This is a genomic window from Streptomyces sp. A1277, assembly GCF_004795015.1.
Classification (GTDB): domain Bacteria; phylum Actinomycetota; class Actinomycetes; order Streptomycetales; family Streptomycetaceae; genus Streptomyces.
In genome coordinates this window covers 110,827-137,244 of sequence record NZ_SSBI01000003.1, presented here as the reverse complement: position 1 = coordinate 137,244, position 26,418 = coordinate 110,827, and the positions used below count along the sequence as shown (strand labels likewise).

The 26,418-nt window shown below is 70.6% G+C and carries 22 protein-coding genes; 5 read left to right on the top strand and 17 right to left on the bottom strand.

The window, feature by feature from the left end:
• Window positions 1-55: 55 nt before the first annotated feature.
• Window positions 56-1,351: an NYN domain-containing protein gene (locus E6R18_RS03320; protein ID WP_136315309.1), complete on the bottom strand. Its 1,296-nt coding sequence runs from the start codon at window positions 1,349-1,351 to the stop codon at window positions 56-58.
• 222 nt (window positions 1,352-1,573) lie between these two features.
• Between E6R18_RS03320 and E6R18_RS03315 the strand changes: the two genes are divergently transcribed.
• Window positions 1,574-1,753, top strand: a complete 180-nt coding sequence (locus E6R18_RS03315; RefSeq protein ID WP_136315308.1) for a hypothetical protein — start codon at window positions 1,574-1,576, stop codon at window positions 1,751-1,753.
• Between the two features lie 87 nt (window positions 1,754-1,840).
• On the opposite strand, the gene dnaE is transcribed toward E6R18_RS03315, so the two are convergent.
• A complete protein-coding gene (gene dnaE, locus E6R18_RS03310) occupies window positions 1,841-5,377 on the bottom strand; it encodes a DNA polymerase III subunit alpha (RefSeq protein WP_136315307.1) in 3,537 nt (1,178 codons plus the stop codon).
• 243 nt (window positions 5,378-5,620) lie between these two features.
• Here dnaE and E6R18_RS03305 point away from each other — a divergent pair, with 243 nt between their 5' ends.
• Together E6R18_RS03305 and E6R18_RS03300 are read left to right on the top strand one after the other, a co-directional pair.
• A complete protein-coding gene (locus E6R18_RS03305; protein WP_206308204.1) occupies window positions 5,621-6,340 on the top strand; it encodes a hypothetical protein in 720 nt (239 codons plus the stop codon).
• 50 nt (window positions 6,341-6,390) lie between these two features.
• Window positions 6,391-7,215, top strand: coding sequence for a thioredoxin domain-containing protein (locus tag E6R18_RS03300; RefSeq protein ID WP_136315305.1), 825 nt, complete (start codon window positions 6,391-6,393; stop codon window positions 7,213-7,215).
• A gap of 57 nt (window positions 7,216-7,272) precedes the next feature.
• Here the strand turns inward: E6R18_RS03300 and E6R18_RS03295 are convergent, their stop codons facing one another.
• Entirely contained in the window at window positions 7,273-7,851 is a 579-nt protein-coding gene (locus tag E6R18_RS03295; protein WP_136315304.1) for a dienelactone hydrolase family protein, read from the bottom strand.
• A 37-nt stretch (window positions 7,852-7,888) separates the two neighbouring features.
• Between E6R18_RS03295 and E6R18_RS03290 the strand changes: the two genes are divergently transcribed.
• Window positions 7,889-9,019 (top strand): mechanosensitive ion channel domain-containing protein, encoded by a 1,131-nt coding sequence (locus tag E6R18_RS03290; protein ID WP_136315303.1) that lies wholly within the window; start codon window positions 7,889-7,891, stop codon window positions 9,017-9,019.
• A 27-nt stretch (window positions 9,020-9,046) separates the two neighbouring features.
• On the opposite strand, the gene E6R18_RS03285 is transcribed toward E6R18_RS03290, so the two are convergent.
• The 5 genes from E6R18_RS03285 to E6R18_RS03265 form a co-directional block, all read right to left on the bottom strand.
• Window positions 9,047-10,633 carry a Na+/H+ antiporter gene (locus E6R18_RS03285; RefSeq protein WP_136315302.1) on the bottom strand — a complete coding sequence of 529 codons (1,587 nt, stop codon included), beginning with the start codon at window positions 10,631-10,633 and terminating at the stop codon, window positions 9,047-9,049.
• A gap of 107 nt (window positions 10,634-10,740) precedes the next feature.
• On the bottom strand, window positions 10,741-11,217 hold the full coding sequence (locus E6R18_RS03280; protein ID WP_136315301.1) for a GNAT family N-acetyltransferase: 477 nt from the start codon (window positions 11,215-11,217) through the stop codon (window positions 10,741-10,743).
• Window positions 11,214-12,155 (bottom strand): RluA family pseudouridine synthase, encoded by a 942-nt coding sequence (locus E6R18_RS03275; protein WP_136315300.1) that lies wholly within the window; start codon window positions 12,153-12,155, stop codon window positions 11,214-11,216. The genes E6R18_RS03280 and E6R18_RS03275 overlap by 4 nt, the downstream gene beginning before the upstream one ends.
• A gap of 23 nt (window positions 12,156-12,178) precedes the next feature.
• Entirely contained in the window at window positions 12,179-12,853 is a 675-nt protein-coding gene (lspA, locus tag E6R18_RS03270) for a signal peptidase II (protein ID WP_136315299.1), read from the bottom strand.
• Window positions 12,854-12,910: 57 nt separating this feature from the next.
• Window positions 12,911-13,612 carry a TraR/DksA C4-type zinc finger protein gene (locus E6R18_RS03265; protein WP_136315298.1) on the bottom strand — a complete coding sequence of 234 codons (702 nt, stop codon included), beginning with the start codon at window positions 13,610-13,612 and terminating at the stop codon, window positions 12,911-12,913.
• Window positions 13,613-14,199: 587 nt separating this feature from the next.
• Here E6R18_RS03265 and ileS point away from each other — a divergent pair.
• Entirely contained in the window at window positions 14,200-17,349 is a 3,150-nt protein-coding gene (gene ileS / locus E6R18_RS03260) for an isoleucine--tRNA ligase (RefSeq protein WP_136315297.1), read from the top strand.
• A gap of 462 nt (window positions 17,350-17,811) precedes the next feature.
• On the opposite strand, the gene E6R18_RS03245 is transcribed toward ileS, so the two are convergent.
• From E6R18_RS03245 to ftsW, 9 genes are all read right to left on the bottom strand, one after another.
• Window positions 17,812-18,936: a DivIVA domain-containing protein gene (locus E6R18_RS03245; protein WP_136315295.1), complete on the bottom strand. Its 1,125-nt coding sequence runs from the start codon at window positions 18,934-18,936 to the stop codon at window positions 17,812-17,814.
• Between the two features lie 49 nt (window positions 18,937-18,985).
• Window positions 18,986-19,270: a YggT family protein gene (locus E6R18_RS03240; protein WP_136315294.1), complete on the bottom strand. Its 285-nt coding sequence runs from the start codon at window positions 19,268-19,270 to the stop codon at window positions 18,986-18,988.
• Window positions 19,271-19,341: 71 nt separating this feature from the next.
• Window positions 19,342-19,959: a cell division protein SepF gene (gene sepF / locus E6R18_RS03235; RefSeq protein WP_132902199.1), complete on the bottom strand. Its 618-nt coding sequence runs from the start codon at window positions 19,957-19,959 to the stop codon at window positions 19,342-19,344.
• 125 nt (window positions 19,960-20,084) lie between these two features.
• Window positions 20,085-20,804, bottom strand: a complete 720-nt coding sequence (locus tag E6R18_RS03230; RefSeq protein WP_136315293.1) for a YggS family pyridoxal phosphate-dependent enzyme — start codon at window positions 20,802-20,804, stop codon at window positions 20,085-20,087.
• Between the two features lie 6 nt (window positions 20,805-20,810).
• Complete coding sequence (pgeF, locus tag E6R18_RS03225; protein WP_136315292.1) at window positions 20,811-21,548, bottom strand: peptidoglycan editing factor PgeF; 738 nt, start codon at window positions 21,546-21,548, stop codon at window positions 20,811-20,813.
• A gap of 17 nt (window positions 21,549-21,565) precedes the next feature.
• Window positions 21,566-22,783, bottom strand: a complete 1,218-nt coding sequence (ftsZ, locus tag E6R18_RS03220; protein ID WP_136315291.1) for a cell division protein FtsZ — start codon at window positions 22,781-22,783, stop codon at window positions 21,566-21,568.
• A 276-nt stretch (window positions 22,784-23,059) separates the two neighbouring features.
• Complete coding sequence (locus E6R18_RS03215) at window positions 23,060-23,854, bottom strand: FtsQ-type POTRA domain-containing protein (protein WP_136315290.1); 795 nt, start codon at window positions 23,852-23,854, stop codon at window positions 23,060-23,062.
• Window positions 23,855-23,905: 51 nt separating this feature from the next.
• A complete protein-coding gene (gene murG / locus E6R18_RS03210) occupies window positions 23,906-25,000 on the bottom strand; it encodes an undecaprenyldiphospho-muramoylpentapeptide beta-N-acetylglucosaminyltransferase (protein ID WP_136315289.1) in 1,095 nt (364 codons plus the stop codon).
• 6 nt (window positions 25,001-25,006) lie between these two features.
• A complete protein-coding gene (ftsW, locus tag E6R18_RS03205) occupies window positions 25,007-26,338 on the bottom strand; it encodes a putative lipid II flippase FtsW (RefSeq protein ID WP_136315288.1) in 1,332 nt (443 codons plus the stop codon).
• Between the last annotated feature and the right edge of the window lie 80 nt (window positions 26,339-26,418).

Sequence of the window (26,418 nt, the reverse complement as noted above, 5' to 3'; positions counted from 1 at the left end):
GGTTGAGCGGCCGGAAAGGTTTCTCGGACATCCCTTGGGGGGAACGAACGCGGACTCAGTCCCCTGCGGAACTCGACCTCCCCGCCTTCTCCGCCGCCGGTGCGTGGTCGGCCGCCGCCCGGACGTCGATCTCGCGCCAGAACCCGGCCCGGATCGCGTACCGGTCGTGCTCGTCGATCTGGTCGTCCTTGTGGGCGAGGAGCCCGAAGCGTGCCGCGTACCGCAGCAGTTCGCCGTCGATGCGGTGCGGGATGCGGGGGTAGAGGGTGGAGAGCTTCTGCAGGTGGACGGTCTCGGGCAGCCGCTCCATCCAGCGCCGGGCGAAGACCTGGCCCACCTCGAAGGGGTCGCCGCCGACCGTGGTGATGTCCTCCTCGCGGTCGGCCCAGCGCTGTTCGGCGCTGGTGAGCTGGGCGAGCGTGGGCAGGGATGCGGTCTCGGCGGGTTCGCCCAGGCCGCCGCGCTCCACCCAGCCCCGGTCGGAGGACCAGCGCAGGGTCGCGCCCGCGGGCTGCGGGGCGGGGTGCCGGTCCGGCTGGCCGGCGGGACCGCGCAGGGTGCCGGCGAGGTCCTTCGGGGTGGGGACGCCCTTGCCGCCGTGGCTGTGCGGGGGCGCGGCGGCGGTGCTCTCGTCGGGCGCTGGGGCCGCTTCCTCGGTACGGGCGGCTTCGGCCCGCGCGGCCCGGGAGGCGCGCTCGGCGGAGGCGGCGAGGGCCGATTCGGGCAGCGGCGCGGACAGGATCGCGGCGATGTCGGGGCGCGTCACGGGCGCCGGGGCGCAGGCACCGCCGGTCTCCTTGGCCCGGACCGCCTGGGTGATCCAGGCCCGGTCCAGGACGCGGCGCTCGTCGGCCTCGGCCACCAGGTCCTCGGACTGGTTGTAGTCGCCGTCGGCGGCCTGGACGGCCCAGAGATGGACGGCGACTCCGTGCTCCTTGGCGGACATCAGGCCGGGCAGCAGGTCGCCGTCGCCGGTCACCAGGACCACGTCGGAGCAGGCCCGGTTGCGCGCCAGCTCGGTGAGTTCGGCGTGCATGGCCGCGTCGACGCCCTTCTGCGCCCAGCGCCCGTCACTGCGGGTGAGCGCTCCCAGGCGGACCGTGACCCGCGGCATGACGCGCAGCCGCCGGTGTTCGGGCTGCGGTACGCGGTCGGGGGCGCCGTCGAACCAGTAGATCCGCAGCAGCGGCTGTTCGGTGTCGGCCTCGGCCCGTTCGCGCAGCTGCTGGATGAGGGCCGCGTGGTCGACGGTGATGCGGGACCGGGCGGGCTCTCCTGCCAGCAGACTCGCGGCTGCGCCCAGCAGATAGCCGGCGTCCACCAGGACGACGCAACGGTCCACGCGTTCCACCCTCTTCCAGGAATTCGGGATCGGGTTTTCAAAAGGTTCCTTCGAGTCTGCCCGACCGCGCCTGGGTTGACGGCCGGAACTCGATCATCGGCGTGGCGGATCGGGAAAAGCGCGCATCATACCCCGTCACTACGCACGGTAATGCCCCGACATGCGATGTTTATCCGATTATGTGAATCTGACGTTGGTCCTGGCCCCGAGAGTCCTTACAGGAGGAACACCATGGCCAAGAACAAGAACCGCAAGCAGGGCAGCCAGCAGGACCGCGCTTCGCAGGCGGAGCGCGGTGCGCAGGAGGCTCGTTCGACGGCTTTCGAGTCACAGAACCAGCCGCAGGCGCAGTCCCAGGGCAGCCCTGCCGATGTTGCGCGTAAGCATCAGCGGCGCTTCGGCCACAACTGACCGGACTCTTCCGGTACGGCCACAGGCCGGTAGGACCGAGAGGGGCGGCCCCGCGCAAGCGGAGCCGCCCCTCTCGTACGTCTGTGCTCAGCCGGCCAGGCAGGACGGGCCGAGCAGCACCTTCAGGTCACCGAAGAGCGCCGGGTCGGGCTTCACCCGGTGCCGGTCGAGCCGCAGGACCGTGGTCTTGCGCGGACCCTGGAGCCGGATGCGCACCTCGGTGTCGCCCCGGTGGCTGCTGAGCACCTCGCCGAGCCGGCTGACCATGGGCGGGGTGATCTTGACGGTGGGGATGGTCAGCACCACGGGCGCGTTGGTTCCCGCGTTCGAGATGTCGGGGACCTGCATCTCCATGGCGACCAGGCGCGGCACGTCCTCGCGCTTGTCGAGGCGCCCCTTGACGAAGACGACGGTGTCCTCGACGAGCTGGGTGGAGACCAGCTGGTAGGTGGCCGGGAAGAACATGCACTCGATGGAACCGGCCAGGTCCTCCACCGTGGCGATGGCCCAGGCGTTGCCCTGCTTGGTCATCTTGCGCTGGAGGCCCGAGATGATGCCGCCGATGGTGACGATCGCGCCGTCGCTGTGCTCGCCGCCGGTCAGCTGCGAGATCGCCGCGTCCGACTTGTCGCTCAGGACGTGCTCGATGCCGAAGAGCGGGTGGTCGGAGACGTAGAGCCCGAGCATCTCGCGCTCCTGGGCCAGCAGGTAGGACTTCTCCCACTCGATGTCGGAGAACTCGACGTCGAGCCCGAAGCCCGGCTCGTCGCTGTCCTCCTCGCCGCCGCCGAAGAGGTCGAACTGCCCCTCGGCCTCCTTGCGCTTGACCTGCACCACGTTGTCGATCATGGGCTCGTGGTGGGCGACGAGCCCCTTGCGGGTGTGGCCCATCTCGTCGAAGGCGCCGGCCTTGATGAGCGATTCCACGGTCCGCTTGTTGCAGACGACCGCCTCGACCTTGTCCAGGAAGTCGGGGAAGGTGCTGTACTTCCCCTTCGTCTTGCGGCACCGGATGATCGAGTCCACGACGTTCTGGCCGACGTTGCGGACGGCGGTGAGCCCGAAGAGGATCACGTCGTCACCCTGCGCGGCGAAGTTGGACTCCGACTCGTTGACGTTCGGCGGGAGCACCTTGATGCCCATGCGCCGGCACTCGTTGAGGTAGACCGCGGACTTGTCCTTGTCGTCCTTGACCGAGGTCAGCAGGGCCGCCATGTACTCGGCGGGGTAGTTCGCCTTGAGGTAGGCGGTCCAGTAGGTGACCAGGCCGTACGCGGAGGAGTGCGCCTTGTTGAACGCGTACCCGGCGAACGGGACCAGCACGTCCCACAGCGCCTTGATCGCCGCGTCCGAGAAGCCCTTCTTCTTGGCGCCGGCCTCGAAGAGGACGAAGTTCTTGGCCAGCTCCTCGGGCTTCTTCTTGCCCATCACGCGGCGCAGGATGTCGGCCTCGCCGAGCGAGTAGCCGGCGACGATCTGGGCGGCCTTCTGCACCTGCTCCTGGTACACGATCAGGCCGTAGGTGAGGCCGAGGACCTCCTTGAGGGGCTCCTCCAGCTCCGGGTGGATCGGGGTGATCTCCTGGCGGCCGTTCTTGCGCTCGGCGTAGTTCGTGTGCGAGTTCATGCCCATCGGGCCCGGCCGGTAGAGGGCCGAGACGGCGGAAATGTCCTCGAAGTTGTCGGGCTGCATCTGGCGCAGCAGGGAGCGCATCGGGCCGCCGTCGAACTGGAACACGCCGAGTGTGTCACCGCGGCAGAGCAGCTCGTAGGTCTTGGGGTCGTCCAGCGGGAGGGCGAGCATCTCCAGGTCGATGCCCTTGTTGGACTTCACCATCTTGATGGCGTCGTCCATGATCGTCAGGTTGCGCAGCCCCAGGAAGTCCATCTTCAGCAGGCCGAGCGACTCGCACTGCGGGTAGTCCCACTGCGTGATGGTGACGCCGTCGGTGTGCCGCACCCAGACCGGGGCGTGGTCGACGATCGGTTCGCTGGACATGATGACGCCGGCGGCGTGCACGCCCATCTGCCGGACCAGGCCCTCGACGCCCTTCGCGGTGTCGATGACCTTCTTGACGTCCGGCTCGTTCTCGTACATCCCCCGGATCTCGCCCGCCTCGCTGTAGCGCGGGTGGTTGGGGTCGGTGATGCCGTTGAGGTCGATGCCCTTGCCGAGGACGTCGGCGGGCATGGCCTTGGTGAGCCGGTCGCCCATGGCGTACGGGTAGCCGAGGACGCGGGCGGAGTCCTTGATGGCGTTCTTGGCCTTGATCTTGCCGTAGGTGCCGATCATGGCGACCTTGTCGGCGCCGTACTTCTCCGTGACGTACCGGATCACCTCGACGCGCCTGCGCTCGTCGAAGTCGATGTCGACGTCGGGCATGGAGACGCGCTCGGGGTTGAGGAAGCGTTCGAAGATCAGCCCGTGCTCGATCGGGTCGAGGTCGGTGATGCCCATCGCGTACGAGACGATCGAACCGGCCGCGGAACCTCGGCCGGGGCCCACGGCGATGCCGTTGTTCTTGGCCCACATGATGAAGTCGGCGACGACCAGGAAGTACCCCGGGAACCCCATCTGGATGATGATGTCCATCTCGTACTCGACCTGCTTCTGCCGGTCCTCGGGGACGCCGTTCGGGAAACGGCGGTTCATCCCGACCCGGACCTCCTCCTGGAACCAGGTGATCTCCGTGTAGCCCTCGGGGATGTCGAACTTCGGCATCAGGTCGCGCTTCTCGAACATCCCGGTGGTGTCGATCTGCTGGGCGACCAGGAGGGTGTTGGCGCACCCCTCCTGCCAGGCGTCGGAAGAGTCGACGCCGTACATCTCGTCCGTGGTCTTGAGGTAGTAGCCGGTGCCGTCGAAGCGGAAGCGGTCCGGGTCGGAGAGGTTCTTGCCGGTCTGGATGCAGAGCAGGGCGTCGTGCGCGGTCGCCTCGGAGGCGTACGTGTAGTGCGAGTCGTTCGTGACGAGCGGCGGGATGTCCAGCTTCCGGCCGATCTCCAGAAGCCCGTCGCGGACCCGGCGCTCGATCTCGATGCCGTGGTCCATCAGCTCCAGGAAGTAGCGCCCCTCGCCGAAGATGTCCTTGTAGTCGGAGGCCGCCTTGAGCGCCTCGTCGAACTGGCCGAGCCGCAGCCTGGTCTGGACCTCGCCGGAGGGGCAGCCGGTGGACGCGATCAGGCCCTCGGACCACTGCGCGATGGTCTCCTTGTCCATACGCGGCCACTTCTGGAGCCAGCCCTCGGCGTAGGCGTCCGAGGAGAGCTTGAAGAGGTTGTGCAGCCCCTTCGCGTTCGCCGCCCAGATCGTCTTGTGGGTGTAACCACCCGAACCGGAGACGTCGTCGCGCTTCTGGTGCGGCTGCCCCCACTGGATCTTCCGCTTGTGCTTGCGCGACTCGGGCGCGACGTACGCCTCGATGCCGATGATCGGCGTCACGTCCGCCTTCTGCGCCGAGTGGAAGAAGTCGTACGCCCCGTGCAGGTTGCCGTGGTCGGTCATCGCGATATGGGACATGCCCATCTCGTTGCACGCGTTGAACATGTCCTTGAGCCGCGCGGCACCGTCCAGGAGCGAGTACTGCGTGTGGACGTGAAGGTGCGTGAAAGGCGGCTTGGTCACGGCGCTGTGCCTCCGGGGAAAGGGGGACGACGGGGCTGGGGGTGTCTGGGGGGGACAGCGTGGAAGTCTACGTCTCCGGGGAGCCGAACGGCGGGCACTCCTGGATACGGTCGCGCGGGGGAAGGGCACCGCCACCCGCCCCTTTTGTCATGTACTTCGTCACGCGGGCCCGGCACCGGGAGGCAGGCCGGAATCCGGGGCTTCAGGACTCGCTTACAGGTTCGCATGCGACACTCCTGGGCGATGGACATATCCGGGACGCAGCTCAGAGCGGCACGCGCGGCGCTTTTCACCGCGCTCGTCGTGACGCTCTCCGCCGCGTCCCACGTCCTGCTCTCGCAGGTCCCGCTGCCGCTGGTCCCCGTCGCCGTGCTGGCCGTGACCGTCTTCGCGGCGGCCTACGCCCTGGCCGGCCGCCAGCGCGGCTTCGGGGCGATCGCCGGACTCCTTGTCCCACTGGAGCTGGCCGCCGACACCTTCTTCACCACCGGCCAGCACCTCTGCTACGGGGCGGCGGGCGGCCCCATAGCCGGACCGCTGCGCTCGGTCGGCGTCGATGTCCTGTGCGGCGGCGGTGACGTCGGTCCCGGCGCCTCGCACCTCGGCGACGTCGGCACCCCGCTGGCCTCGGTGACGACCGGCGGCCAGGGCGCCGCCGCACTGCTCGCCTCCCCCGGCCCGCTGGTCCCGTGGCTGCTGCTGGCCGCCCATGTGACGGTCGGGCTGCTCGCCGCCGCCTGGCTGCACCGCGGTGAGCTGGCGCTCGCCGGGCTGGTCGGCGCGTGCGCGCTGCTGGCGTTCCGGCCGCTGCTGACCGCGGTGGCCGTGGTGGGCACCGCCCGGCGCCTGACCCCCCGCTCGGCACGGCCCGCGCCCCGGGGCCCGCACCCGCTCGCGCCCGCCCGCCTCCTCGTGCACTCCGTGGGACGGAGGGGTCCGCCGCTTAGGGCCTGTGCCGCCTGAGCACGCGAACCCCGGACCGTACGACCCCACGACCCCACGGAGACAGCCCCATGAGCAAGCGCAACAGCCAGGCCAACAAGTCCGCCGCCCGCGAGCGGCTGCGCGCGGAGCGCGAGCGCCAGGCGAAGAAGGACAGGGCCCGCCGGCAGATCGTCGTCGGCGCCTCGGTCGTCGCCGTCCTCGCCATCGCGGCCGGTGTCGGCTACGGCGTGATGAAGCTCAACGAGCCCGCTTACTGGGAAGCGGCCAAGGACGCCAAGCTGGTCGCGCCCAAGAACACCACGGGTAAGAACGGCACCACGGTCGTCCTCGGCAAGGACAGCGCGAAGAAGACCCTGAAGGTGTACGAGGACCCGCGCTGCCCCGTGTGCGCGCAGCTCGAACAGACCGTCGGCCCGACCATGAAGAAGGACATCGACGACGGCAAGTACAAGGTTCAGTTCGTCGGCGCGACCTTCCTCGACACCAACATCCCCGGGGAAGGGTCCAGGAACGCTCTGAGCGCACTGGGCGCGGCACTGGACGTGAGCCCCGAGGCGTTCCTCGAATACAAGAGCGCACTGTATTCGGCGAAGTACCACCCCGACGAGCAGGACGACAAGTTCAAGGACGACTCGTACCTGATCAAGGTCGCCGACACCGTTGACACGCTGAAGGGCAATACGGCGTTCCAGAAGGACGTCAAGGACGGCACCTTCGACAAGTGGGCCCTGACGCTGAGCGACAAATTCAACGAGGACGGGGCGAAGTACGACTTCCAGGGCACGCCGACCCTCGTCATGGACGACAAGAAGGTCACGGGCAGCGACGACAAGAACGCGCCGATGACCGTGGACGAGTACACGACGGCGCTCACCGCCGCCCTGAAGGGCTGATCCGCCCCGCACCTCCCGAAGGGCTCCGCGCGGCCGCCGCGCGGAGCCCTTCGCGCGTCACAGCGTGGCGAGGAACCCGATCGCGACCTTCCAGGCCAGCTCCGCCGCCGCCTGGTCGAAGTCCGGCAGCTCCGCGTCGGTGAACAGGTGCCCGGCGCCCGGGTAGCGGTAGACCTCGACGTCCGCCCCGGTCCGCTGCATCTCCAGGTACCACGAGTTGAGCCAGTCGTGCGTCTCGTACGGGTCCGGGTCGGCGACGTGCAGCTGTACGGGCAGCTCGTCCACCGAGGCGTTCTCGGCGATGTCCGAGGTGCCGTGGAAGAGCAGCAGCCCGCGCGCCTTCGCGTCGCCGAGCGCCAGCGTCTGGGCCACCGAGGCGCCGAGCGAGAAGCCGGCGTACACCAGGCCCTGGTCGGAGTAGGGCGCGGCGGCCAGCACGGCCCGCTTCAGCAGCTCCTCCTTGCCGGTCTCCTCCCGGAACGCCTCCGCTTCCTCCACCGATTCGAAGGTGTGGCCCTCGAACAGATCGGGCACGCGCACCTCGTGCCCGGCGGCGCGCAGCCGTTCGGCTGCCGCGTGGACCGCGGGGCGCAGACCGTACATCGAGTGGAAAAGCATGATGTTCATGAGGCCCATGGTGCCAGTTGCGTTCGAAGGGATGGAGAGCGACAGCATGGAAAACGTTCTGCGGCCGCTGATCGTCCTCGGCGGTTCGATCGTGATCACGGTGGCGGCGGGCTGGCTGCTCGACCGGCTGCTCAGGCGCGCCGACGCCCGGCACCACGAGACCCCGCTGTGGGGTCTGCTGCGGCGCTGCCGGATACCGTTCCAGCTGGTCATGTGCGCGGCGCTGCTGCGCGGCACGTACGCCCACACCGGGCTCGGCGCGGTCAAGGACCACCGGGTGGGCATCGGCCGGCTGCTGACGCTGGTGCTGATCGGCGCGTCCGCCTGGCTGGTGGTGCGGATCGCCGTCGCGGTGGTGGACTCGGTGTACGCGCGCTACGCGGCGGCCCACAACCGGGACCCGGCCCGGGTGCGCCGGGTGCGTACGCAGGTGACGCTGATCCAGCGGGTGGTCGTGGCGGTGGTGGCGACCGTGGCGGTGTCCGCGATGCTGCTGACGTTCCCCGCGATGCAGACGGTCGGCACCTCGATGCTGGCGTCGGCCGGCCTCCTCGGCATCGTCGCCGGTGTCGCCGCCCAGTCCACGCTCGGCAACCTCTTCGCCGGACTGCAGATCGCCTTCGGCGACATGGTGCGGATCGGGGACACCGTGGTGGTGGACGAGGAGTGGGGCACCATCGAGGAGATCACGCTGACCTTCCTCGCCGTGCGGACGTGGGACGAGCGGCGGATCACCATGCCAGTCTCGTACTTCACGGGCAGGCCGTTCGAGAACTGGTCGCGCGGCGGTGTGCAGATGACCGGTGCGGTCTTCTTCCACCTGGACCACTCGGCGCCCATCGAGGCGATGCGCGACCAGCTGCGGGACATCCTCGGCGAGTGCGCCGCGTGGGACGGCCGGGACTGGTCGCTCGCGGTCACGGACACCACGCCCACCACGATCCAGGTGCGCGCGGTGGTCACGGCGAAGGACTCGGGCGACCTGTGGACGGCGCGCTGCGCGGTCCGCGAGCAGATGGTCGGCTGGCTGCGCGACCACCACCCGTACGCGCTGCCGCGGGTCGCGACGGCCCCCGCGGCGCTCCCGCCCGGCGACACGTGGCCGTCCGTCAACGGCCACGGCCGGGCCGAGAAGCACGCGAGCTGGGGCAAGGCCCCGCGCACAGGACGCGGCTGACCGCCCGCCCCCGGGCGGGGGCCGGGGTCAGCGCAGGCTGCGTACGTCGAGCTGGCGCAGGACCCGGTCCACGACCTCGGGGTCCGCGCCGGGCTCGCTGCGGGCGGAGAGCACCGCGTGGCGGGCGGCCGACATCATCTCGCGCTGGACGCGGCTGACCGCCTTGAAGCGCTCGGCACGTGTCGCGTAGGCGTCGCGCCGCTCGTCGTCCACCATGTCGGGGCTGATCCTGGCCCCCACGTCGTAGGCGAGCCGGTGCAGCCGCTCGGTGACCTCCTCGGGGAAGTCCTCGGCCTTCTCGATCTCCTTGAGCCGCTGCCTGGCCGCCTTGGCCGCCCGGATGGCGAGGTCCCTCTCCAGGGCCGCCTCGGCGTCCGTGTCCGCGCGCACGCCCAGTCGGCGCACCAGCCACGGCAGCGTCAGGCCCTGGAAGACCAGGGTCACCATGATCACGGCGAAGGCGATGAAGACGATCTCGTCGCGGCCGGGAAAGGGTTTGCCGTCGTCCGTCTCCAGCGGGATCGCGAGCGCCAGCGCGACGGAGGCCACCCCGCGCATCCCGGCCCACCACATGATCACCGTCTCGCGCCAGCTGGTGGGGATCTCCTCGCTGACGTCCCGCCGGGTGTGCAGCCGCTTGGCCAGCCAGGTCGCCGGCAGCAGGTACAGCAGCCGTACGCCGACGACGACCGCGACGACGACGAGGCCCCAGCCGGCCATCCGCAGCTCGTGTCCGTGGGCCGTACCGAACACGCTGTGCAGTTCCAGGCCGATCAGCCCGAAGGCGACGCCGGTGACGAGGGTGTCGACGATGTCCCAGAAGGTGCGCCCGGTGAGCCGCCCGAGGACGTCGTCGGCGTCCGCGGTGTGCTCGGCGAGGAAGAGCGCGGTGGTCAGGACGGCGAGCACGCCTGAGCCCATCAGCTCCTCGGAGAGCACGTAGCTGACGAACGGCACCAGCAGGGTCAGGCCGACCTGGAGGGTGGCGTCACCGAGCAGCCCCATGAGCTTGATGGTGAGCCAGCCGAGCCCGAGGCCCACCACGACGGCGACGACGGCGGACAGGATCAGCAGGCCGAACGCCTCGGGCAGCGAGAAGGTGCCGCTGACCGCAGCCGCGATGGCCACGTGGTACAGCACGATCGCGGTGACGTCGTTGAACAGGCCCTCGCCCTCCAGGATGGAGACGAGCCGGCGGGGCAGCCCGACCGAGCCGGCGACGGCGGTCGCGGCGACCGGGTCGGGCGGTGCGACCAGCGCGCCGAGCGCGACGGCGGCGGCAATCGGCAGTCCGGGCACGATCGCGTTGGCCACCGCGGCGACGGCCGCCGTCGTCAGGAAGACCAGCGCGACGGCCAGCAGGAAGATGGGCCGCTTGTTGGCGGCGAACTGCCGCCAGGAGGTGCGCTGCACGGAGGCGTAGAGCAGCGGGGGCAGCAGCGCGGGGAGGATGATCTCCGGCGGGATGTCCACGTTCGGCACGAAGCTGGCGAAGGCCATCAGGACGCCGAGGATCGTCATCAGCACCGGCGCGGGCAGTTTGAGACGGTCCCCGAGCGGAACCGTGACCACGGCTCCGAGCAGCAGCAGGAGCAGCAGGGTCATCTGGTCCACGGGGTGCCTTCCGAAGCGTTCCGGCCGGGCCCGGTATCCGCTCGGCCGATGCCCCTCACCCTGCCATGTGCCCTGCCCGCCCCGGGTTCAGGGGGTTCGGCGGGGCGTCAGATCGCCCGGCGCATCGCCCGGTGCGCGATGCCCGCGTCCATGAACTCGGGGCCGTACGCCACATACCCGAGGCGCTCGTAGAAGCGGAGCGCGTGCGTCTGGGCGTGCAGGTCGACGGCGGTCAGGCCGGCGTCCCGGGCCGCGTCCTCGATGGCCCGCACCAGCGCGGCTCCGACGCCGAGGCCCCGCGCCTCCTTGCTCACCGCGAGCCGGCCCAGCGAGCCGACCACGGGGTCCGGGCCCGTGTGCGACGCGGCGGCGGGGCCGTGCAGCAGCCGGCCGGTACCGAGCGCGGTGCCGTCGGCCGCGACGGCTATGACGTGCACCGCGTCCGCGTCGTAGGCGTCGTACTCGATCTCCTCGGGCACGTTCTGCTCACCGACGAAGACGTCCTTGCGGAGCTGGAAGCACGCGGCGCGGTCCTGCTCGTCGGTGACGGTACGCGTGACGTACCAAGAGGGCCTGGGGGTCATTCGCTCTCCGCCGCGATGCGGTCCAGCGCCTGCTGGAGGTCGTCCGGGTAGGAGCTGGTGAACTCGACCCAGCCGCCGTCCGAGGGGTGCTCGAAGCCGAGCTTCACCGCGTGCAGCCACTGCCGGGTCAGGCCGAGGCGCTTGGCCATGGTCGGGTCGGCGCCGTAGGTGAGGTCACCGACGCAGGGGTGGCGGTGGGCGGACATGTGCACCCGGATCTGGTGGGTGCGGCCGGTCTCCAGCTTGATGTCCAGGAGGCTGGCGGCCCGGTACGCCTCGATCAGGTCGTAGTGCGTCACCGATGCCTTGCCGTCCGCGACGACCGCCCACTTGTAGTCGTGGTTGGGGTGGCGGCCGATGGGCGCGTCGATGGTGCCGCTCATCGGGTCCGGGTGGCCCTGGACCAGCGCGTTGTACTTCTTCTCGACGACCCGGTCGCGGAACTGGGCCTTCAGCAGGGTGTAGGCGCGCTCCGACTTGGCGACGACCATCAGCCCGGAGGTCCCGACGTCCAGGCGGTGGACGATGCCCTGGCGCTCGGCGGCGCCGGAGGTCGAGATCCGGTACCCGGCGGCGGCGAGGCCGCCGATGACGGTGGTGCCGGTCCAGCCGGGGCTGGGGTGCGCGGCGACGCCGACCGGCTTCACGATCACGACGATGTCGTCGTCGTCGTGCACGATCTCCATGCCCTCGACGGGCTCGGCGACGACCTGCACGGGCGCGGGGGCCTGCGGCATCTCCACTTCGAGCCAGGCACCGCCGTGCACCCGCTCGGACTTCCCGACCACCGAGCCGTCCACCTGCACCTTGCCGGCGGCGGCCAGGTCGGCGGCCTTGGTGCGGGAGAAACCGAACATCCGGGAGATGGCGGCGTCGACGCGCTCGCCCTCCAGGCCATCGGGGACGGGCAGGGTGCGGATCTCGGGTTGCGTACTCACCTGTCGAGTATGCCTTGTGCCCACTAGTCCTTGTGCACGGTGCCGTCGGGGTCCAGGCCCTTGAAGGAGAGGAGGACGATCAGGATGCCACCGCAGACGATCGCGGAGTCGGCCAGGTTGAAGACGGCGAAGTGCGCGGGGGCGATGAAGTCCACCACCGCGCCCTCGAACACGCCCGGCGCGCGGAAGATGCGGTCGGTGAGGTTGCCGAGCGCCCCGCCGAGCAGCAGGCCGAGCGCGATGGCCCACGGCAGGCTGTACAGCTTGCGGGCGAGCCGCGCGATCACCACGATGACGGTCGCCGCGATGATCGTGAAGATGATCGTGAACGCCTCACCGAACCCGAATGCGGCGCCCGCGTTGCGGATGGCGTCGAGCTTGAGCCAGTCGCCGAGGAGCTCGACCGGCTCCTGGTGCTCCAGCTTCGCCACGACGAGCATCTTGCTGCCGAGGTCGAGCAGGTAGGCGACGACGGCGACGCAGAAGAGCAGGATGATCCGGCGCCGGCGGGTGGCCGGCGAGCGGTCGACCGCCGCCTCCGCCTCCGCGTCGACGTCGGCCGCGGTCGCGCCGGTGTCCTGCCCGTCCGACGACGTGCCGGCCTCCGGGGAAGCGGCCGCGCCGTCCGGCCCGGTCTCTCCGCTTCCCTCAGGCCCGGTGATGTCCGGCGTACCGATGATGCGCTCCGCCTCTGCCACGTGAGTCCCTCAAGCTAGTTCCCGACAGAGAACGAGGGTACGGCACACCTGTGCGGATCAGCCTCGTCGCTCCTGCTTCTGTTTGTCCTCGACGCAGAGGGTGGCGCGGGGGAACGCCTGCATCCGCGCCTTGCCGATCGGGTTCCCGCAGACCTCGCAGAGCCCGTACGTACCGGCCTCCAGCCTCGCCAGGGCGCGCTCGGTCTGGTCCAGCATCTCCTGGGCGTTGGCGGCGAGCTGCATCTCGTGCTCGCGGGTGATGTTCTTGGTGCCGGTGTCGGCCTCGTCGTCGCCCGCTCCGTCGCCGGAGTCCCGCATCAGCCCGGCCAGCGCCAGACCGGACGCCTCCAGTTCGTTGCGCAGCCGGGTGCTCTCACCGGTCAGCTCGCTGCGGGCGGCCTCGACCTCCTCCGGCGTCCAGGGGTCCTCGCCCGGCCGTACGGCCAGCTCCCCGGGCGCCGTGGCGAGGCGGGCCGTCGGCACGGGTGCCGTGCTCCCGCCCGCGGTCCGGGTACTGGCCGCGCTCTTCTTGGCTACCACCGTGTGGGCTCCCGTCTGCTCGGCGGCCTGCGCCGCCCCCGTGGTCTTCGACCCCTCCCCGGCCGGAGTCCCGGCCGGGGTCTTCTTGGCTGTGGCTTTCCCGGCGGCGGCTCTCTTCGCGGGCGCCTTCTTCGCGGGCGCCTTCTTCGCCGCGGCCTTCCTGGCGGGCGCCTGCTCGGCCGCCGCCGTCTTCCGTGCGGCTGCCTTCTTCTCCACCATGGCCGCGGCCCCTTCACGCAGTGTGATCTTGCTCGCGAGTCGTGCTGGGACGATAAGTCGACCCCAGCCCCGCGGCAACGGGGCACGCCGCCGCATCGCCCCTCCCCGTCTCCGGATCACCGCGCGCCTCCATCCGTTGTGCCCAGCTCCCCGCCGGGTAATCCGGCTTTCCGCACCGCGCCGGGACGCGCCGGAACCCGGTACGGCCCGTCTGGCCATTCGGGTCACGCGGGGGCCGGTCCGGGGGCCGGTCCGTAAACGGGTCGGCGCCTGTCCCCCGGGCCCGTACACTGGGCCCAGCGAAAGGCGTGGATGGGACGAGTAGCGTCGTACGCGGCCAGGAGCGACCCGGGGACGGTGGAAGCCCGGGGGCGAGCGCGTCGTGAAGATCACCCGGAGCCGTCGGAAGAAAGCTCGGGACAGTGGGCTCCGCCCACGGGCTCCAGGGCCAGTAGAGCCGGCATCGCACCCCAATGAGGGGGCCCGGGGCGCACGCCCGGGGCCAAGGAGGGTGGTACCGCGGGGACCGGCGTCGGTTCTCGTCCCTCCGACGGAAGTGGAAGACGTCCGCCGGAGGAAGCCCGCACATGACATCGCCGCAGTACCGCCAGGTACCCGCCCAGGTCGACCTGCCCGCGCTGGAGCACGCCGTGCTCGACTTCTGGCGCGAGAACAAGGTCTTCACCAAGAGCCTCGACCAGTCCGACGGCCGCCCCGAGTGGGTGTTCTACGAGGGCCCCCCGACCGCCAACGGCATGCCGGGCGCCCACCACATCGAGGCCCGCGTCTTCAAGGACGTCTTCCCCCGCTTCCGGACCATGCAGGGCTACCACGTGGGCCGCAAGGCCGGCTGGGACTGCCACGGCCTGCCGGTCGAGCTCGCGGTCGAGAAGGAGCTCGGCTTCAACGGCAAGAAGGACATCGAGGCGTACGGCATCGCCGAGTTCAACGCCAAGTGCCGCGAGTCCGTCACCCGGCACACCGACGCCTTCGCCGAGCTCACGACCCGCATGGGCTACTGGGTCGACCTGGACGACGCGTACCGCACGATGGATCCCGAGTACGTCGAGTCCGTGTGGTGGTCGCTGAAGGAGATCTTCAACAAGGGCCTGCTGGTCCAGGACCACCGCGTCGCCCCCTGGTGCCCGCGCTGCGGCACCGGCCTCTCGGACCACGAGCTGGCGCAGGGCTACGAGACGGTCGTCGACCCCTCGGTCTTCGTCCGCTTCCCCCTCACCTCCGGCCCGCTGGCCGGCGAGGCGGCGCTCCTGGTCTGGACGACGACCCCGTGGACCCTGGTCTCCAACACCGCCGTCGCCGCGCACCCGGACGTCGCCTACGTCGTCGCGACGAACGGCGAGGAGAAGCTCGTCGTCGCGCAGCCCCTGGTCGAGAAGGCGCTCGGCGAGGGCTGGGAGCCGACCGGGCAGACGTTCACGGGCCGCGAGATGGAGCGCTGGACGTACGAGCGCCCCTTCGCCCTGGTGGACTTCCCGGCGGAGGCCCACTACATCGTCAACGCCGAGTACGTGACGACCGAGGACGGTACGGGTCTGGTCCACCAGTCCCCCGCCTTCGGCGCCGACGACCTCCAGGTCTGCAAGGCGTACGGGCTGCCGGTGGTGAACCCGGTCCGCCCCGACGGCACCTTCGAGGAGGACGTGCCGCTGGTGGGCGGGGTCTTCTTCAAGAAGGCCGACGAGGCGCTGACCGAGGACCTCAACGACCGCGGACTGCTCTTCCGCCACGTCCCCTACGAGCACAGCTACCCGCACTGCTGGCGCTGCCACACCGCGCTGCTGTACTACGCGCAGCCGTCCTGGTACATCCGCACGACGGCGGTCAAGGAGCGGCTGCTCCAGGAGAACGAGAAGACCAACTGGTTCCCGGACTCGGTCAAGCACGGCCGGTTCGGCGACTGGCTGACCAACAACGTCGACTGGGCGCTGTCCCGTAACCGCTACTGGGGCACCCCGCTGCCGATCTGGCGCTGCGAGGACGGCCACCTCACCTGCGTGGGTTCGCGCGCCGAGCTGAGCGAGCTGACCGGCGCCGACCTCTCCGGCCTCGACCCGCACCGGCCGTTCATCGACGAGATCACGTTCACCTGCTCGCACGAGAGCTGCCAGCTGGAGGCGTACCGCGTCCCGGAGGTCATCGACGCCTGGTACGACTCGGGCTCGATGCCGTTCGCGCAGTGGGGCTACCCGTACAAGAACAAGGAGGTCTTCGAGAGCCGCTACCCGGCGCAGTTCATCTCGGAGGCCATCGACCAGACCCGCGGCTGGTTCTACACGCTGATGGCGGTCGGCACCCTGGTCTTCGACAAGTCGTCGTACGAGAACGTGGTCTGCCTGGGCCACATCCTCGCCGAGGACGGCCGCAAGATGTCCAAGCACCTGGGCAACATCCTCCAGCCGATCCCCCTCATGGACCAGCACGGCGCCGACGCGGTCCGCTGGTTCATGGCGGCCGGCGGCTCCCCCTGGGCGGCGCGGCGCGTCGGCCACGGCACGATCCAGGAGGTCGTCCGCAAGACGCTCCTCACGTACTGGAACACGGTCGCCTTCCAGGCCCTGTACGCCCGTACGTCGAACTGGGCTCCCTCGGCCGCCGACCCGGCCCCGGCCGACCGCACGGTCCTGGACCGCTGGCTGCTCAGCGAGCTGAACGCGCTGGTGGACCAGGTCACGCAGGCGCTGGAGGGCTACGACACCCAGCGCGCCGGCAAGCTGCTGTCCGCGTTCGTGGACGACCTGTCCAACTGGTACGTGCGCCGCTCCCGCCGCCGCTTCTGGCAGGGCGACAAGGCGGCGCTGCGCACGCTCCACGAGGTCGTCGAGACGGTCACGCGGCTGATGGCCCCGCTGACCCCGTTCATCACCGAGCGGGTCTGGCAGGACCTGGTCGTGCCGGTCGCCCCGGACGCCCCGGAGTCGGTCCACCTGTCGTCCTGGCCGAAGGCGGACCCGGCGGCGATCGACCCCGCCCTCTCGACACAGATGGCGCTGGTGCGCCGCCTGGTCGAGCTGGGCCGGGCCACGCGTGCCGAGTCGGGCGTCAAGACCCGCCAGCCGCTCTCCCGCGCCCTGGTCGCGGCCTCGGGCTTCGAGAGCCTCTCCCCCGAGCTGCACGCCCAGATCACGGAGGAGCTGAACGTCTCCTCGCTGGCCTCCCTCTCCGAGGTCGGCGGCTCGCTGGTCGACACCACGGCCAAGGCCAACTTCCGTGCGCTGGGCAAGCGCTTCGGCAAGGGCGTCCAGGCAGTGGCCAAGGCCGTGGCGAACGCGGACGCGGCGGCTCTGTCGCTCGCCCTGCGCGAGGGCACGGCGTCCGTGGAGGTGGACGGCGAGCAGATCACCCTCTCGCCGGACGAGGTGATCATCACGGAGACCCCGCGCGAGGGCTGGTCGGTCGCCTCCGACTCTGGCGCGACGGTCGCGCTGGACCTGGAGATCACCCCAGAGCTGCGGCGGGCGGGCCTGGCCCGTGACGCGATCCGCCTCATCCAGGAGGCCCGCAAGAACAGCGGCCTGGACGTCGCGGACCGCATCGCCGTCCGCTGGACGTCCGCCTCCCTCGCGACGACGGAGGCCCTGACCGAGCACGCGACCCTGATCGCGGACGAGGTCCTGGCCCTGGACTACGCGGAGGGCGATGCGGACGCCACGTACGGCACGCCGTTCGAGGACGAGGGCCTGTCCCTGACGTTCCGCCTCCGCAAGACGGAGCGGTAACCCGCGGAACGCCTGGGGCCCGGCCGGACAAGCAACTTCCGGCCGGGCCCTTGCTTGTTCCCACCCCGCCCCTTCCCGAACCCGGGGGCGGAGCCCCCACCACCCAGCCCCTCCGGCGATTGAGGAGCGGGGCCCGGGGCGGAGCCCCACCACCCAGCCCCTCCGGCGATTGAGGAGCGGGGCCCGGGACGGAGCCCCACCACCCAGCCCCTCCGGCGATTGAGGAGCGGGGCCCGGGACGGAGCCCCACCACCCAGCCCCTCCGGCGATTGAGGAGCGGGGCCCGGGACGGAGCCCCGGTTACGGGAAGGGGCGGGCAGGGGCAAAGCCCCGCGCAGCGGCCCGGCCCACCGCACCCGCACCGGCCGGCCCCGGCCACGGCAAAGGGCCGGGCCCCGGGGAAAACCCCGGGGCCCGGCCCTCAGCCTGCCGACGGCTACGCGCTCAACGAGCGCGCCCCGCTCAGTTGTCGTCCTCGTCGATCAGGAATCCCCGCATCGGCGACGGCGCCTGCATCGGCTGCGGCCGCACCGGTGCCATCGGCTGCGTCATCGCCGGGGACATCTGCTGCTGACCGCCGTAGGACGGGCCACCGCCCATGGACTGGTTGCCACCCATCGGCTGGTTGCCGTGACCGCCGTGGTTGCCGCCCATGGTGTGCCCCATGGCACCGGCGCCGGCCGGAGCCAGCGAGGGCGACGGCGGCAGCGACGCGGCAGCCGGCGTCCGCGGCGGAGCCAGCGAGTCGTCGGCCTGGGTCTCCAGCTGACGCAGCTGGCTCTCCAGGTAGGACTTCAGACGGGTCCGGTACTCGCGCTCGAAGCCCCGCAGGTCCTCGACCTTGCGCTCCAGCGTCGCGCGGGCCGACTCCAGCGAGCCCATCGCCACGCGGTGCTTCTCCTGCGCGTCCCGCTCCAGCGCGTCCGCCTTGGCACGCGCGTCGCGCTCCAGGCCCTCGGCGCGGCTGCGCGCCTCGCCGACGATCTTGTTGGCCTCGGAACGGGCCTCCGCGATCGCCTGGTCGGCGGTCTGCTGCGCCAGGGAGAGGACACGCGCGGCGCTGTCGCCACCGGGGCCCTGCTGCTGCATCTGCGGCGGCGGCTGCATCTGCTGCATCTGCTGCTGCGGGTTGTGGCCGCCCATGGGACCGCCCATCGGGCCGCCCATGGGACCACCCTGCATCGGGCCGGGGCCGTGCGGGCCCTGCGGACCGGGACCGTGCGGGCCCTGGGGGCCGTGGCCGCTGGGACCGGCGGGCAGCTGCGGAGCACCACCGGGCAGCTGGGGGGGACCCATCTGCGGGGGCTGCTGCTGGACCGGCGGGCCCGATATGGCGGCGGGCACCGGGGCCCCCGGCCGGTCCTGCTGCTCGGGCGGCTTGCGCATGCCCTGCTGCTGCTGGTTCTGCGCGGCGGCACGCGTGGCGGCGGCCAGCTTGGCGCGCAGGTCCTCGTTCTCACGGAGCAGGCGGGTCAGCTCCGACTCGACCTCGTCGAGGAAGGCATCGACCTCGTCCTCGTCGTAGCCCTCTCGGAGGCGGACCGTCGTGAACTGCTTGTTCCGCACGTCCTCGGGAGTCAGCGGCATCTCTTCTTCACCTCTACGTAGTCGTCGGCAGTCGGCAAGACCGTATCGCTCACAGCCCGGTCACAACGCTGATCAGGATGGAAACGATGATCATCAGAACGAAGAAGGACAGGTCGAGTGCCACGCCCCCGAGACGCAGCGGCGGGATGAACCGCCGCAGGAGCTTGAGCGGTGGATCGGTGACCGTGTAAGTGGTCTCGAGGACCACCACCATCGGCTTGCCCGGCTGCCATGAACGTGCGAACTGGAAGACGTAGTCCATGACGAGCCGGAAGATCAGCACGATGAGGAAACACATCAACGCGATGTAGACAACACTTTGTGCGACGCCCATCCTCGCGCTTCCCTCTCCCCTGGCTCTCGTAGCGCCGGCCTCGCGGCCGGGTTGTTCCCGGTGTCGTGTTCTCAGCTCTGGTTGAAGAATCCGCCCTCTGCGATGCGGGCCTTGTCCTCCGCCGTGACATCGACGTTAGCAGGCGACAACAGGAACACCTTCTGTGTCACTCGCTCAATGCTGCCATGGAGACCGAAGACGAGTCCCGCGGCAAAGTCGACAAGTCGCTTTGCGTCCGTATCGTCCATCTCCGTGAGATTCATGATCACCGGGGTGCCCTCACGGAAGTGTTCCCCGATGGTACGGGCCTCGTTGTACGTCCTGGGGTGCAGCGTGGTGATCCGGTAGGGCTCCCGCTCGGACACGACCTTGGGCATGATCACCGGTGCGTTCTTCTCCATGTTCGGGCGTTCAGGTGTGATGGATGCCACGGGTGCGATCCGGGCGGGTCGCTCACGCTCCGCCGGGATCTGAACCGGCTCCCGCTGGGCCGGCGGCTGGACCGCCCGGACCGGTTCTTCACGCTCCCGGTCGCGCTCCACCTGATGTGCGGGCTGGTGCCGGCGCCGGTCGCGCTCGGGCTCCGGCTCGGGTTCGAATTCGTCGTCGGGGTCGAACCCCGGGCCGTCGTACCCATCGTCCTCCACGAGGCCGAGGTAGACCGCCATCTTGCGCATCGCGCCGGCCATGCTCTGAGTCCTCCGCTCTGTGGTGGATCGGCATCTGTCACCAAGTGCCCGCGATCCACTCCGGCCTGCCCGCCAAGGGCGGTAATGACCATATTTTCTGCTGTGGTCCGACTTGCTTGGCGACGTTACCCGAGCCCCGGTCGGACTCCGAGTACCGCAGTACCGACGCGCACATGTGTCGCTCCGGCCGCGATCGCGTCCTCGAGGTCCGCACTCATCCCTGCGGAGACCATGTTCGCAGCCGGATGGTTCCCGCGCAGCCGGGATGAGAATTCCATCAGCCGGTCGAACGCGGCCCGTTGCCGCCCGGCGTACGGCCCGGCGAGCGGGGCGACGGTCATCAGACCGTCCAGCCGCAGGCCCGGCGCCGCCGCGACCGCGTCGGCCAACTCCTCGATCCCGTCGGGGGCGACACCGCCGCGGGCCCCCCGCTCGCCGCTCTCCGCGTCGAGCGCGACCTGGATGAGGCAGCCGAGTTCGCGACCGCCGCGCTCGGCCGCCGCCGAGAGGGCGGTCACCAGCTTCGTACGGTCCACGGACTGCACGACATCGGCATAACTTGCCACAGAACGGACCTTGTTGGTCTGCAATTGACCGACAAAGTGCCAGGAGAGGGACAGATCCGTGCATGCGGCGGCCTTGGGGGCGGCGTCCTGGTCGCGGTTCTCCGCGACCTGACGCACACCGAGTCCGTGCAGAATCCGCACATCGCTCGCGGGGTAGGTCTTGGTGACCACGATGAGGGTCACCTCGTCCCGCTCGCGGCCGGCCGCGGCGCAGGCGGAATGGATCCGCTCCTCCACCTGCGCCAGATTCGCGGCGAGTTGTTCCTTGCGTTCCGTCATGCCCTATCAGTCCAGCCAGACATATCCGGCGAGCCGCCCGGTGGTGCGGTCGCGTCGGTACGAGAAGTGGTCGCCCGATTCGAGGGTGCAGAAGGGCGACGTGTGCCGGTCGGTGACGCCGAGGGCCTCCAGCTGGGCGTGGACTCCGGCGGTGACGTCCACCGCCGGGGTGCCCCAGCTCGTCTCGGACCAGGAGCCGGGCACGCGCGCGGCGACCTCGTCCCGCATCGCCGCCGGCACCTCGTAGCACCGTCCGCAGACGGCGGGCCCGGTGTGCGCGGTGATCCGGGAGACCGCCGCGCCGAGCCGGACCATGGCCCCGACCGCGGCCGGGACCACTCCGGCGACCAGCCCCGGCCGGCCCGCGTGCGCCGCCGCGACGACACCGGCGACCGGGTCGGCCAGCAGGACGGGGGTGCAGTCGGCGGTCAGAACGGCGAGCGGGAGCCCGCGCCGCGCGGTCACCACCGCGTCCACGGCCGGGATCTCCCGGGCGTCGCCCCAGGGTTCGTCCACCACGGCCACATCACGGCCGTGGACCTGGTTCATCCAGACGACCCGCGCCGGATCGAGCCCACGGGCCCGCGCGGCGCGCTCCCGGTTGGCGCGAACGGCGGCGGGGTCGTCACCGACCGCGCCGCCGAGGTTGAGCTCCGCGTACGGAGCGGCGCTCACCCCGCCCCACCTGTCGGTGAAGGAGAAGTGAGCGCCGCCCCGCGAAAAGACAGAAACCTTCGAGCTCACTGCGTCATGCGGACCTATCACTTCAAGAAGTCCGGTACGTCCAGCTCCTCGGCCTGGGAGTCCGAGTAGGGACGGGCCGGCGGGACGTGCGGCGGGGAGACGGCCGGCGGCAGGTGGCTCTCGCCCTGCACCGGTGCCGGCTCGGCCTGGACCGCCGGCTCCTCGCGCGGGGGCACGGAGCCCAGTCCGCCCTGCTGGCGCACGGGCTCGGCGGCCCGGACCGGCGGGGCCGGCTCCTCGCGCTTGGCCGTGTTCGCGCCCAGGACGTTCTCCCGCCGGGCCGGCGGCTGGCCGCCGTCGAAGCCCGCCGCGATGACGGTGACCCGCACCTCGTCGCCCAGCGCGTCGTCGATGACCGCGCCGAAGATGATGTTCGCCTCGGGGTGCGCCGCCTCGCTCACCAGCTGGGCGGCCTCGTTGATCTCGAAGAGACCGAGGTCGCTGCCGCCGGAGATGGAGAGCAGGACACCGCGGGCGCCGTCGATGGACGCCTCCAGGAGCGGCGAGGAGATCGCCATCTCCGCGGCCGCCACCGCACGGTCGTCGCCGCGGGCCGAGCCGATGCCCATGAGCGCCGATCCGGCCTCGGACATGACCGACTTGACGTCGGCGAAGTCGAGGTTGATCAGACCCGGGGTGGTGATGAGGTCGGTGATGCCCTGCACACCCGAGAGCAGGACCTGGTCGGCCGACTTGAACGCGTCGAGCACGCTGACCTGGCGGTCCGAGATGGACAGCAGCCGGTCGTTGGGAATGACGATGAGGGTGTCGACCTCTTCGCGGAGCTCGGCGATGCCGTCCTCCGCCTGGTTCGCGCGACGCCTGCCCTCGAAGGTGAACGGGCGGGTGACCACACCGATCGTCAGGGCGCCGAGCGAGCGTGCGATGTTCGCGACGACGGGTGCGCCACCGGTACCGGTGCCGCCGCCTTCGCCTGCGGTGACGAAGACCATGTCGGCCCCCTTGAGGACCTCCTCGATCTCCTCACGGTGGTCCTCTGCCGCCTTACGACCGACGGCCGGGTTCGCCCCGGCGCCGAGGCCGCGGGTGAGTTCGCGGCCGACGTCGAGCTTGACGTCGGCGTCGCTCATCAACAGGGCTTGCGCATCCGTGTTGATCGCGATGAACTCGACGCCCTTGAGACCGACCTCGATCATTCGGTTGATGGCATTGACACCACCGCCGCCGACACCGATGACCTTGATGACTGCGAGGTAGTTCTGCGGTGCTGCCACGTCGAAGGCCTCTCGCCTCGAGTTACGTGTCGTCGCTTGGCGGTGATCCCGCCGCGACGACGGATGCCGATTGGGACGGTCCGAACGCCGACCCAAACCCTAACGTTGAAGTTTAGGGTTACCAGTGTGTCTGCTTCATGGACTCTTCCGAACAGGACACTAAGTCGACAAGTGGCGCCCGTTCAACGAACACGCCGAACCTCCCGTTTTTCTTTTCACCCTATGTGATCACCCGTAGCGCTGACCAACCAGGGTGCTGGCCAGGCCAAATGTGCGTCAACTACCCGACACCGCGGGTGCGGTGGGTGCACTCACGTCGAAGTGTCCCGCTTTGGGGGCGGCTTTCATGAGAGCGGTGAGAACTCTCGCCTTCACCGCGCCCCGTTCACCGCTTCCCCAGTCCACCGTGCGGTCCCCGGTGAGCTCCAGCGAGATGGCGTCGTACGAGGCGACCCGTACGACCCGGGTGTCCTGCGCGACGCCGCCCGGGAGATCGCCCGCGACCCGGACCGCTTCCCGCACCAGCCGGTCGGACCCGAAACGGCGCAGGCTCGCGGACCGGCCGGTGGCCGTTTCCAGCAGAGGCACGCGCCCGGGCGCCTTGTCCACCGTGGCGAAACGCACGCCTTCGGCGTCCACTTCAATGAACTTTGCGCCCTTTTTCACCAATAGGACCGGCTTTCGCTCGGTCACTTTAAGTCCGATGCCGTGCGGCCATGACCGTACGACATCCACCGAGTCGATACGAGGCAACTTCTGGCGCAACCTCTTCTCGATCGCGCCGGTGTCCACGGAAACCAGCGGGGTGCCCATCGGCACGTCGGCCGCGTTCTCCACCTGGGCCGGCGTCAGCACCCGGACACCCGTGATCCTGACCTGTTCGACCCTGAGCCAGGAGGAGCCGTAGAGCGCCCAGACGACGCCGGAGCCGAGCAGCAGCACGGCCGCGGCGATCAGGATCAGCAGCCTGCGCCGGGGCATGCGGCGCCCCTCGGGGCGTGGGCGCGGCGGCCGGTCCGGGGCGTCCTCCTGCTTCCCTGCACCGCGCTGGGCGGTCGTCGGTCCGGCCACGCTCGCTCCTTATGCCGGGTCCGGGGGCCACCGCCCCCGGACCCGCCCGCCTCACGCGTTACGGCGTGCGGCAATCGCCTCGTACACCATGCCGACCAGCAGATCGTCGGCATCCCGGCGGCCGAACTCGGCGGCGGCGCGGGACATTTCATACAACCGGTGCGGATCGGACAGCACCGGGAGGACGTTGCCCTGCACCCACTCGGGGGTGAGCGCGGCGTCGTCCACCAGCAGGCCGCCGCCGGCATTGACCACCGGCTGGGCGTTCAGCCGCTGTTCGCCGTTGCCGATGGGCAACGGGACGTAGGCGGCGGGCAGCCCGACGGCGGAGAGTTCGGCGACGGTCATCGCGCCCGCGCGGCAGAGCATCATGTCGGCCGCGGCGTACGCGAGATCCATCCGGTCCACGTACGGTACCGGGATGTAGGGGGGCATTCCGGGCATGTTGTCCACGCGCGGCAATTCGTTCTTCGGGCCGACCACGTGCAGGATCTGGATGCCGGAGCGCTGGAGCAGCGGCGCGACCCGCTGGACCACCTCGTTGAGGTGGCGGGCGCCCTGCGAGCCGCCCGAGACCAGCAGCGTGGGCAGGTTGGGGTCAAGGCCGAACGCGGCACGCGCCTCCGGGCGGACCCGGGCCCGGTCGAGGGTGGCGATGGTGCGGCGCAGCGGGATGCCGATGTAGCGGGCGCCGCGCAGCTTGCTGTCGGGCGTGGAGACGGCGACGCCGTGCGCGTACCGCGAGCCGATCTTGTTGGCCAGGCCGGGGCGGGCGTTGGCCTCGTGGACCACGATCGGGACGCCGGCGCGCTTGGCGGCCAGGTAGCCGGGCAGGGCGACGTAGCCGCCGAAGCCGACCACGCAGTCGGCCCCGGTGCGTTCGAGGATCTGCTCGGCGGCCTTGATGGTGCCGCGCAGCCGGCCCGGGACGGTGATGAGTTCGGGGGTCGGCTTGCGCGGCAGCGGTACGGCCGGGATCAGGGCGAGTTCGTACCCCCGCTCGGGTACGAGCCTGGTCTCGAGTCCGCGCTCCGTGCCGAGAGCGGTGATCCCCACGCTCGGGTCCTGCCTGCGCAGGGCGTCTGCGAGGGCAAGCGCGGGCTCGATGTGGCCGGCGGTCCCCCCGCCGGCGAGTACGACATGCACCGAAATTCACCGCTCTCCGGACGAACGCTTCTTGACGCGCCGTCTCATCGTCTTCCATCTCACCCCGGGCCTCCGCACGGCCAGGGCCGCCTTCGCGGCGGGCTCGTCCCGCGCGAACGCGATCAGCAGCCCGACGGCGAACATGGTCGGCAGCAGGGCCGACCCCCCGTAGGAGAACAGCGGGAGCGGGACACCGGCGATCGGCAGCAGGCCGAGCACCGCACCGATGTTGATCACGGCCTGCGCCGTGATCCAGGTGGTCACACCTCCCGCTGCGTACCTCACGAAGGGGTCCTCCGTGCGTCCCGCCACGCGGATACCCGCATAGCCTAGAGCCGCGAAGAGGGCGAGTACCGACAGCGTCCCCGCCAACCCCAGTTCCTCCCCGGTGATGGCGAAGATGAAGTCGGTGTGGGGTTCTGGAAGTTGACCCCATTTTTCCACACTCGCACCGAGCCCCGATCCGAACCATCCGCCCGACGCCAGAGCATAGATACCGTGCACGGCCTGCCAGCACGAGCCGCCGGGGCCGGGTTCGTTGGCTCCCATGCAGTCCAGCCGGGACATGCGGTTGGGGCTGGTCTTGATCAGCAGGAAGCCGATGAGCCCTGCGGTGGCGAGCACTCCGGCGAACAGCCGGGTCGGCGCACCGGCCAGCCAGAGCAGCCCGAAGAGGATGGCCGTGAGAATGATCGCAGTGCCCATGTCGCCGCCGAGCATGATCAGCCCGAGCAGCATGAAGGCGACCGGGACCAGCGGCACGAGCATGTGCTTCCACTGGGTCAGCAGCCGCTTGTCCTGTTTGCGGGCGAGCAGGTCGGCCCCCCACAGCACGAGGGCCAGCTTGCCGAACTCGCTGGGCTGGAGCTGGAAGGGGCCGCCCAGGTAGAGCCAGTTGCGGTTGCCGTTGACCGACATCCCTATCCCCGGCACCTGGACCAGCACCATCAGGAAGACGGCGCCCATGAGCAGCGGGTAGGCCAGCGCCCGGTGCAGCTTGACCGGCATCCGGGCGGCGATCGCCATCAGCCCGGCCCCGATCACGGCGGCCAGGAACTGCTTGCGGAAGAAGTAGGTGCCCGGCTTGCCGAGTTCCAGGGCCTTGATCATCGAGGCGGAGTAGACCATCACCAGGCCGAGCACGGTGATCAGCAGTCCGGCGCCCAGGATCACGTAGTACGCCGTCAGCGGGCGGTCCCAGGCCCGGCGTGCCCGCTCGTACAGCCGCCGCGCACCGCCGCCGCGGGGGCTGCGGGGGCCGCCCGTGCTCCGGACGCGCACCGCCGCGGGGCGCCGCGCCTTGGCGGGCCGTACGCGCACGCTCTCTTCGGCCGGCATGTCCCTGTCCCCTCCACTGCTCGTGCCCGGGGCCACGGTGCCGGGGCACCGCCCCGGCACCGCCGTACGCGCCCCGGTGG

Coding starts and splice junctions, on each gene's coding strand:
- E6R18_RS03300 (WP_136315305.1), top strand. CDS start 6,391: ATGAGCAAGCGCAACAGCCAGGCCAACAAGTCCGCCGCCCGCGAGCGG.
- ftsW (WP_136315288.1), bottom strand. CDS start 26,338: ATGCCGGCCGAAGAGAGCGTGCGCGTACGGCCCGCCAAGGCGCGGCGC.
- E6R18_RS03245 (WP_136315295.1), bottom strand. CDS start 18,936: ATGCCGCTGACTCCCGAGGACGTGCGGAACAAGCAGTTCACGACGGTC.
- E6R18_RS03230 (WP_136315293.1), bottom strand. CDS start 20,804: ATGACGGAACGCAAGGAACAACTCGCCGCGAATCTGGCGCAGGTGGAG.
- ileS (WP_136315297.1), top strand. CDS start 14,200: ATGACATCGCCGCAGTACCGCCAGGTACCCGCCCAGGTCGACCTGCCC.
- E6R18_RS03240 (WP_136315294.1), bottom strand. CDS start 19,270: ATGGGCGTCGCACAAAGTGTTGTCTACATCGCGTTGATGTGTTTCCTC.
- E6R18_RS03265 (WP_136315298.1), bottom strand. CDS start 13,612: ATGGTGGAGAAGAAGGCAGCCGCACGGAAGACGGCGGCGGCCGAGCAG.
- E6R18_RS03315 (WP_136315308.1), top strand. CDS start 1,574: ATGGCCAAGAACAAGAACCGCAAGCAGGGCAGCCAGCAGGACCGCGCT.
- E6R18_RS03280 (WP_136315301.1), bottom strand. CDS start 11,217: ATGACCCCCAGGCCCTCTTGGTACGTCACGCGTACCGTCACCGACGAG.
- E6R18_RS03295 (WP_136315304.1), bottom strand. CDS start 7,851: ATGGGCCTCATGAACATCATGCTTTTCCACTCGATGTACGGTCTGCGC.
- E6R18_RS03305 (WP_206308204.1), top strand. CDS start 5,621: ATGGACATATCCGGGACGCAGCTCAGAGCGGCACGCGCGGCGCTTTTC.
- E6R18_RS03290 (WP_136315303.1), top strand. CDS start 7,889: ATGGAAAACGTTCTGCGGCCGCTGATCGTCCTCGGCGGTTCGATCGTG.
- sepF (WP_132902199.1), bottom strand. CDS start 19,959: ATGGCCGGCGCGATGCGCAAGATGGCGGTCTACCTCGGCCTCGTGGAG.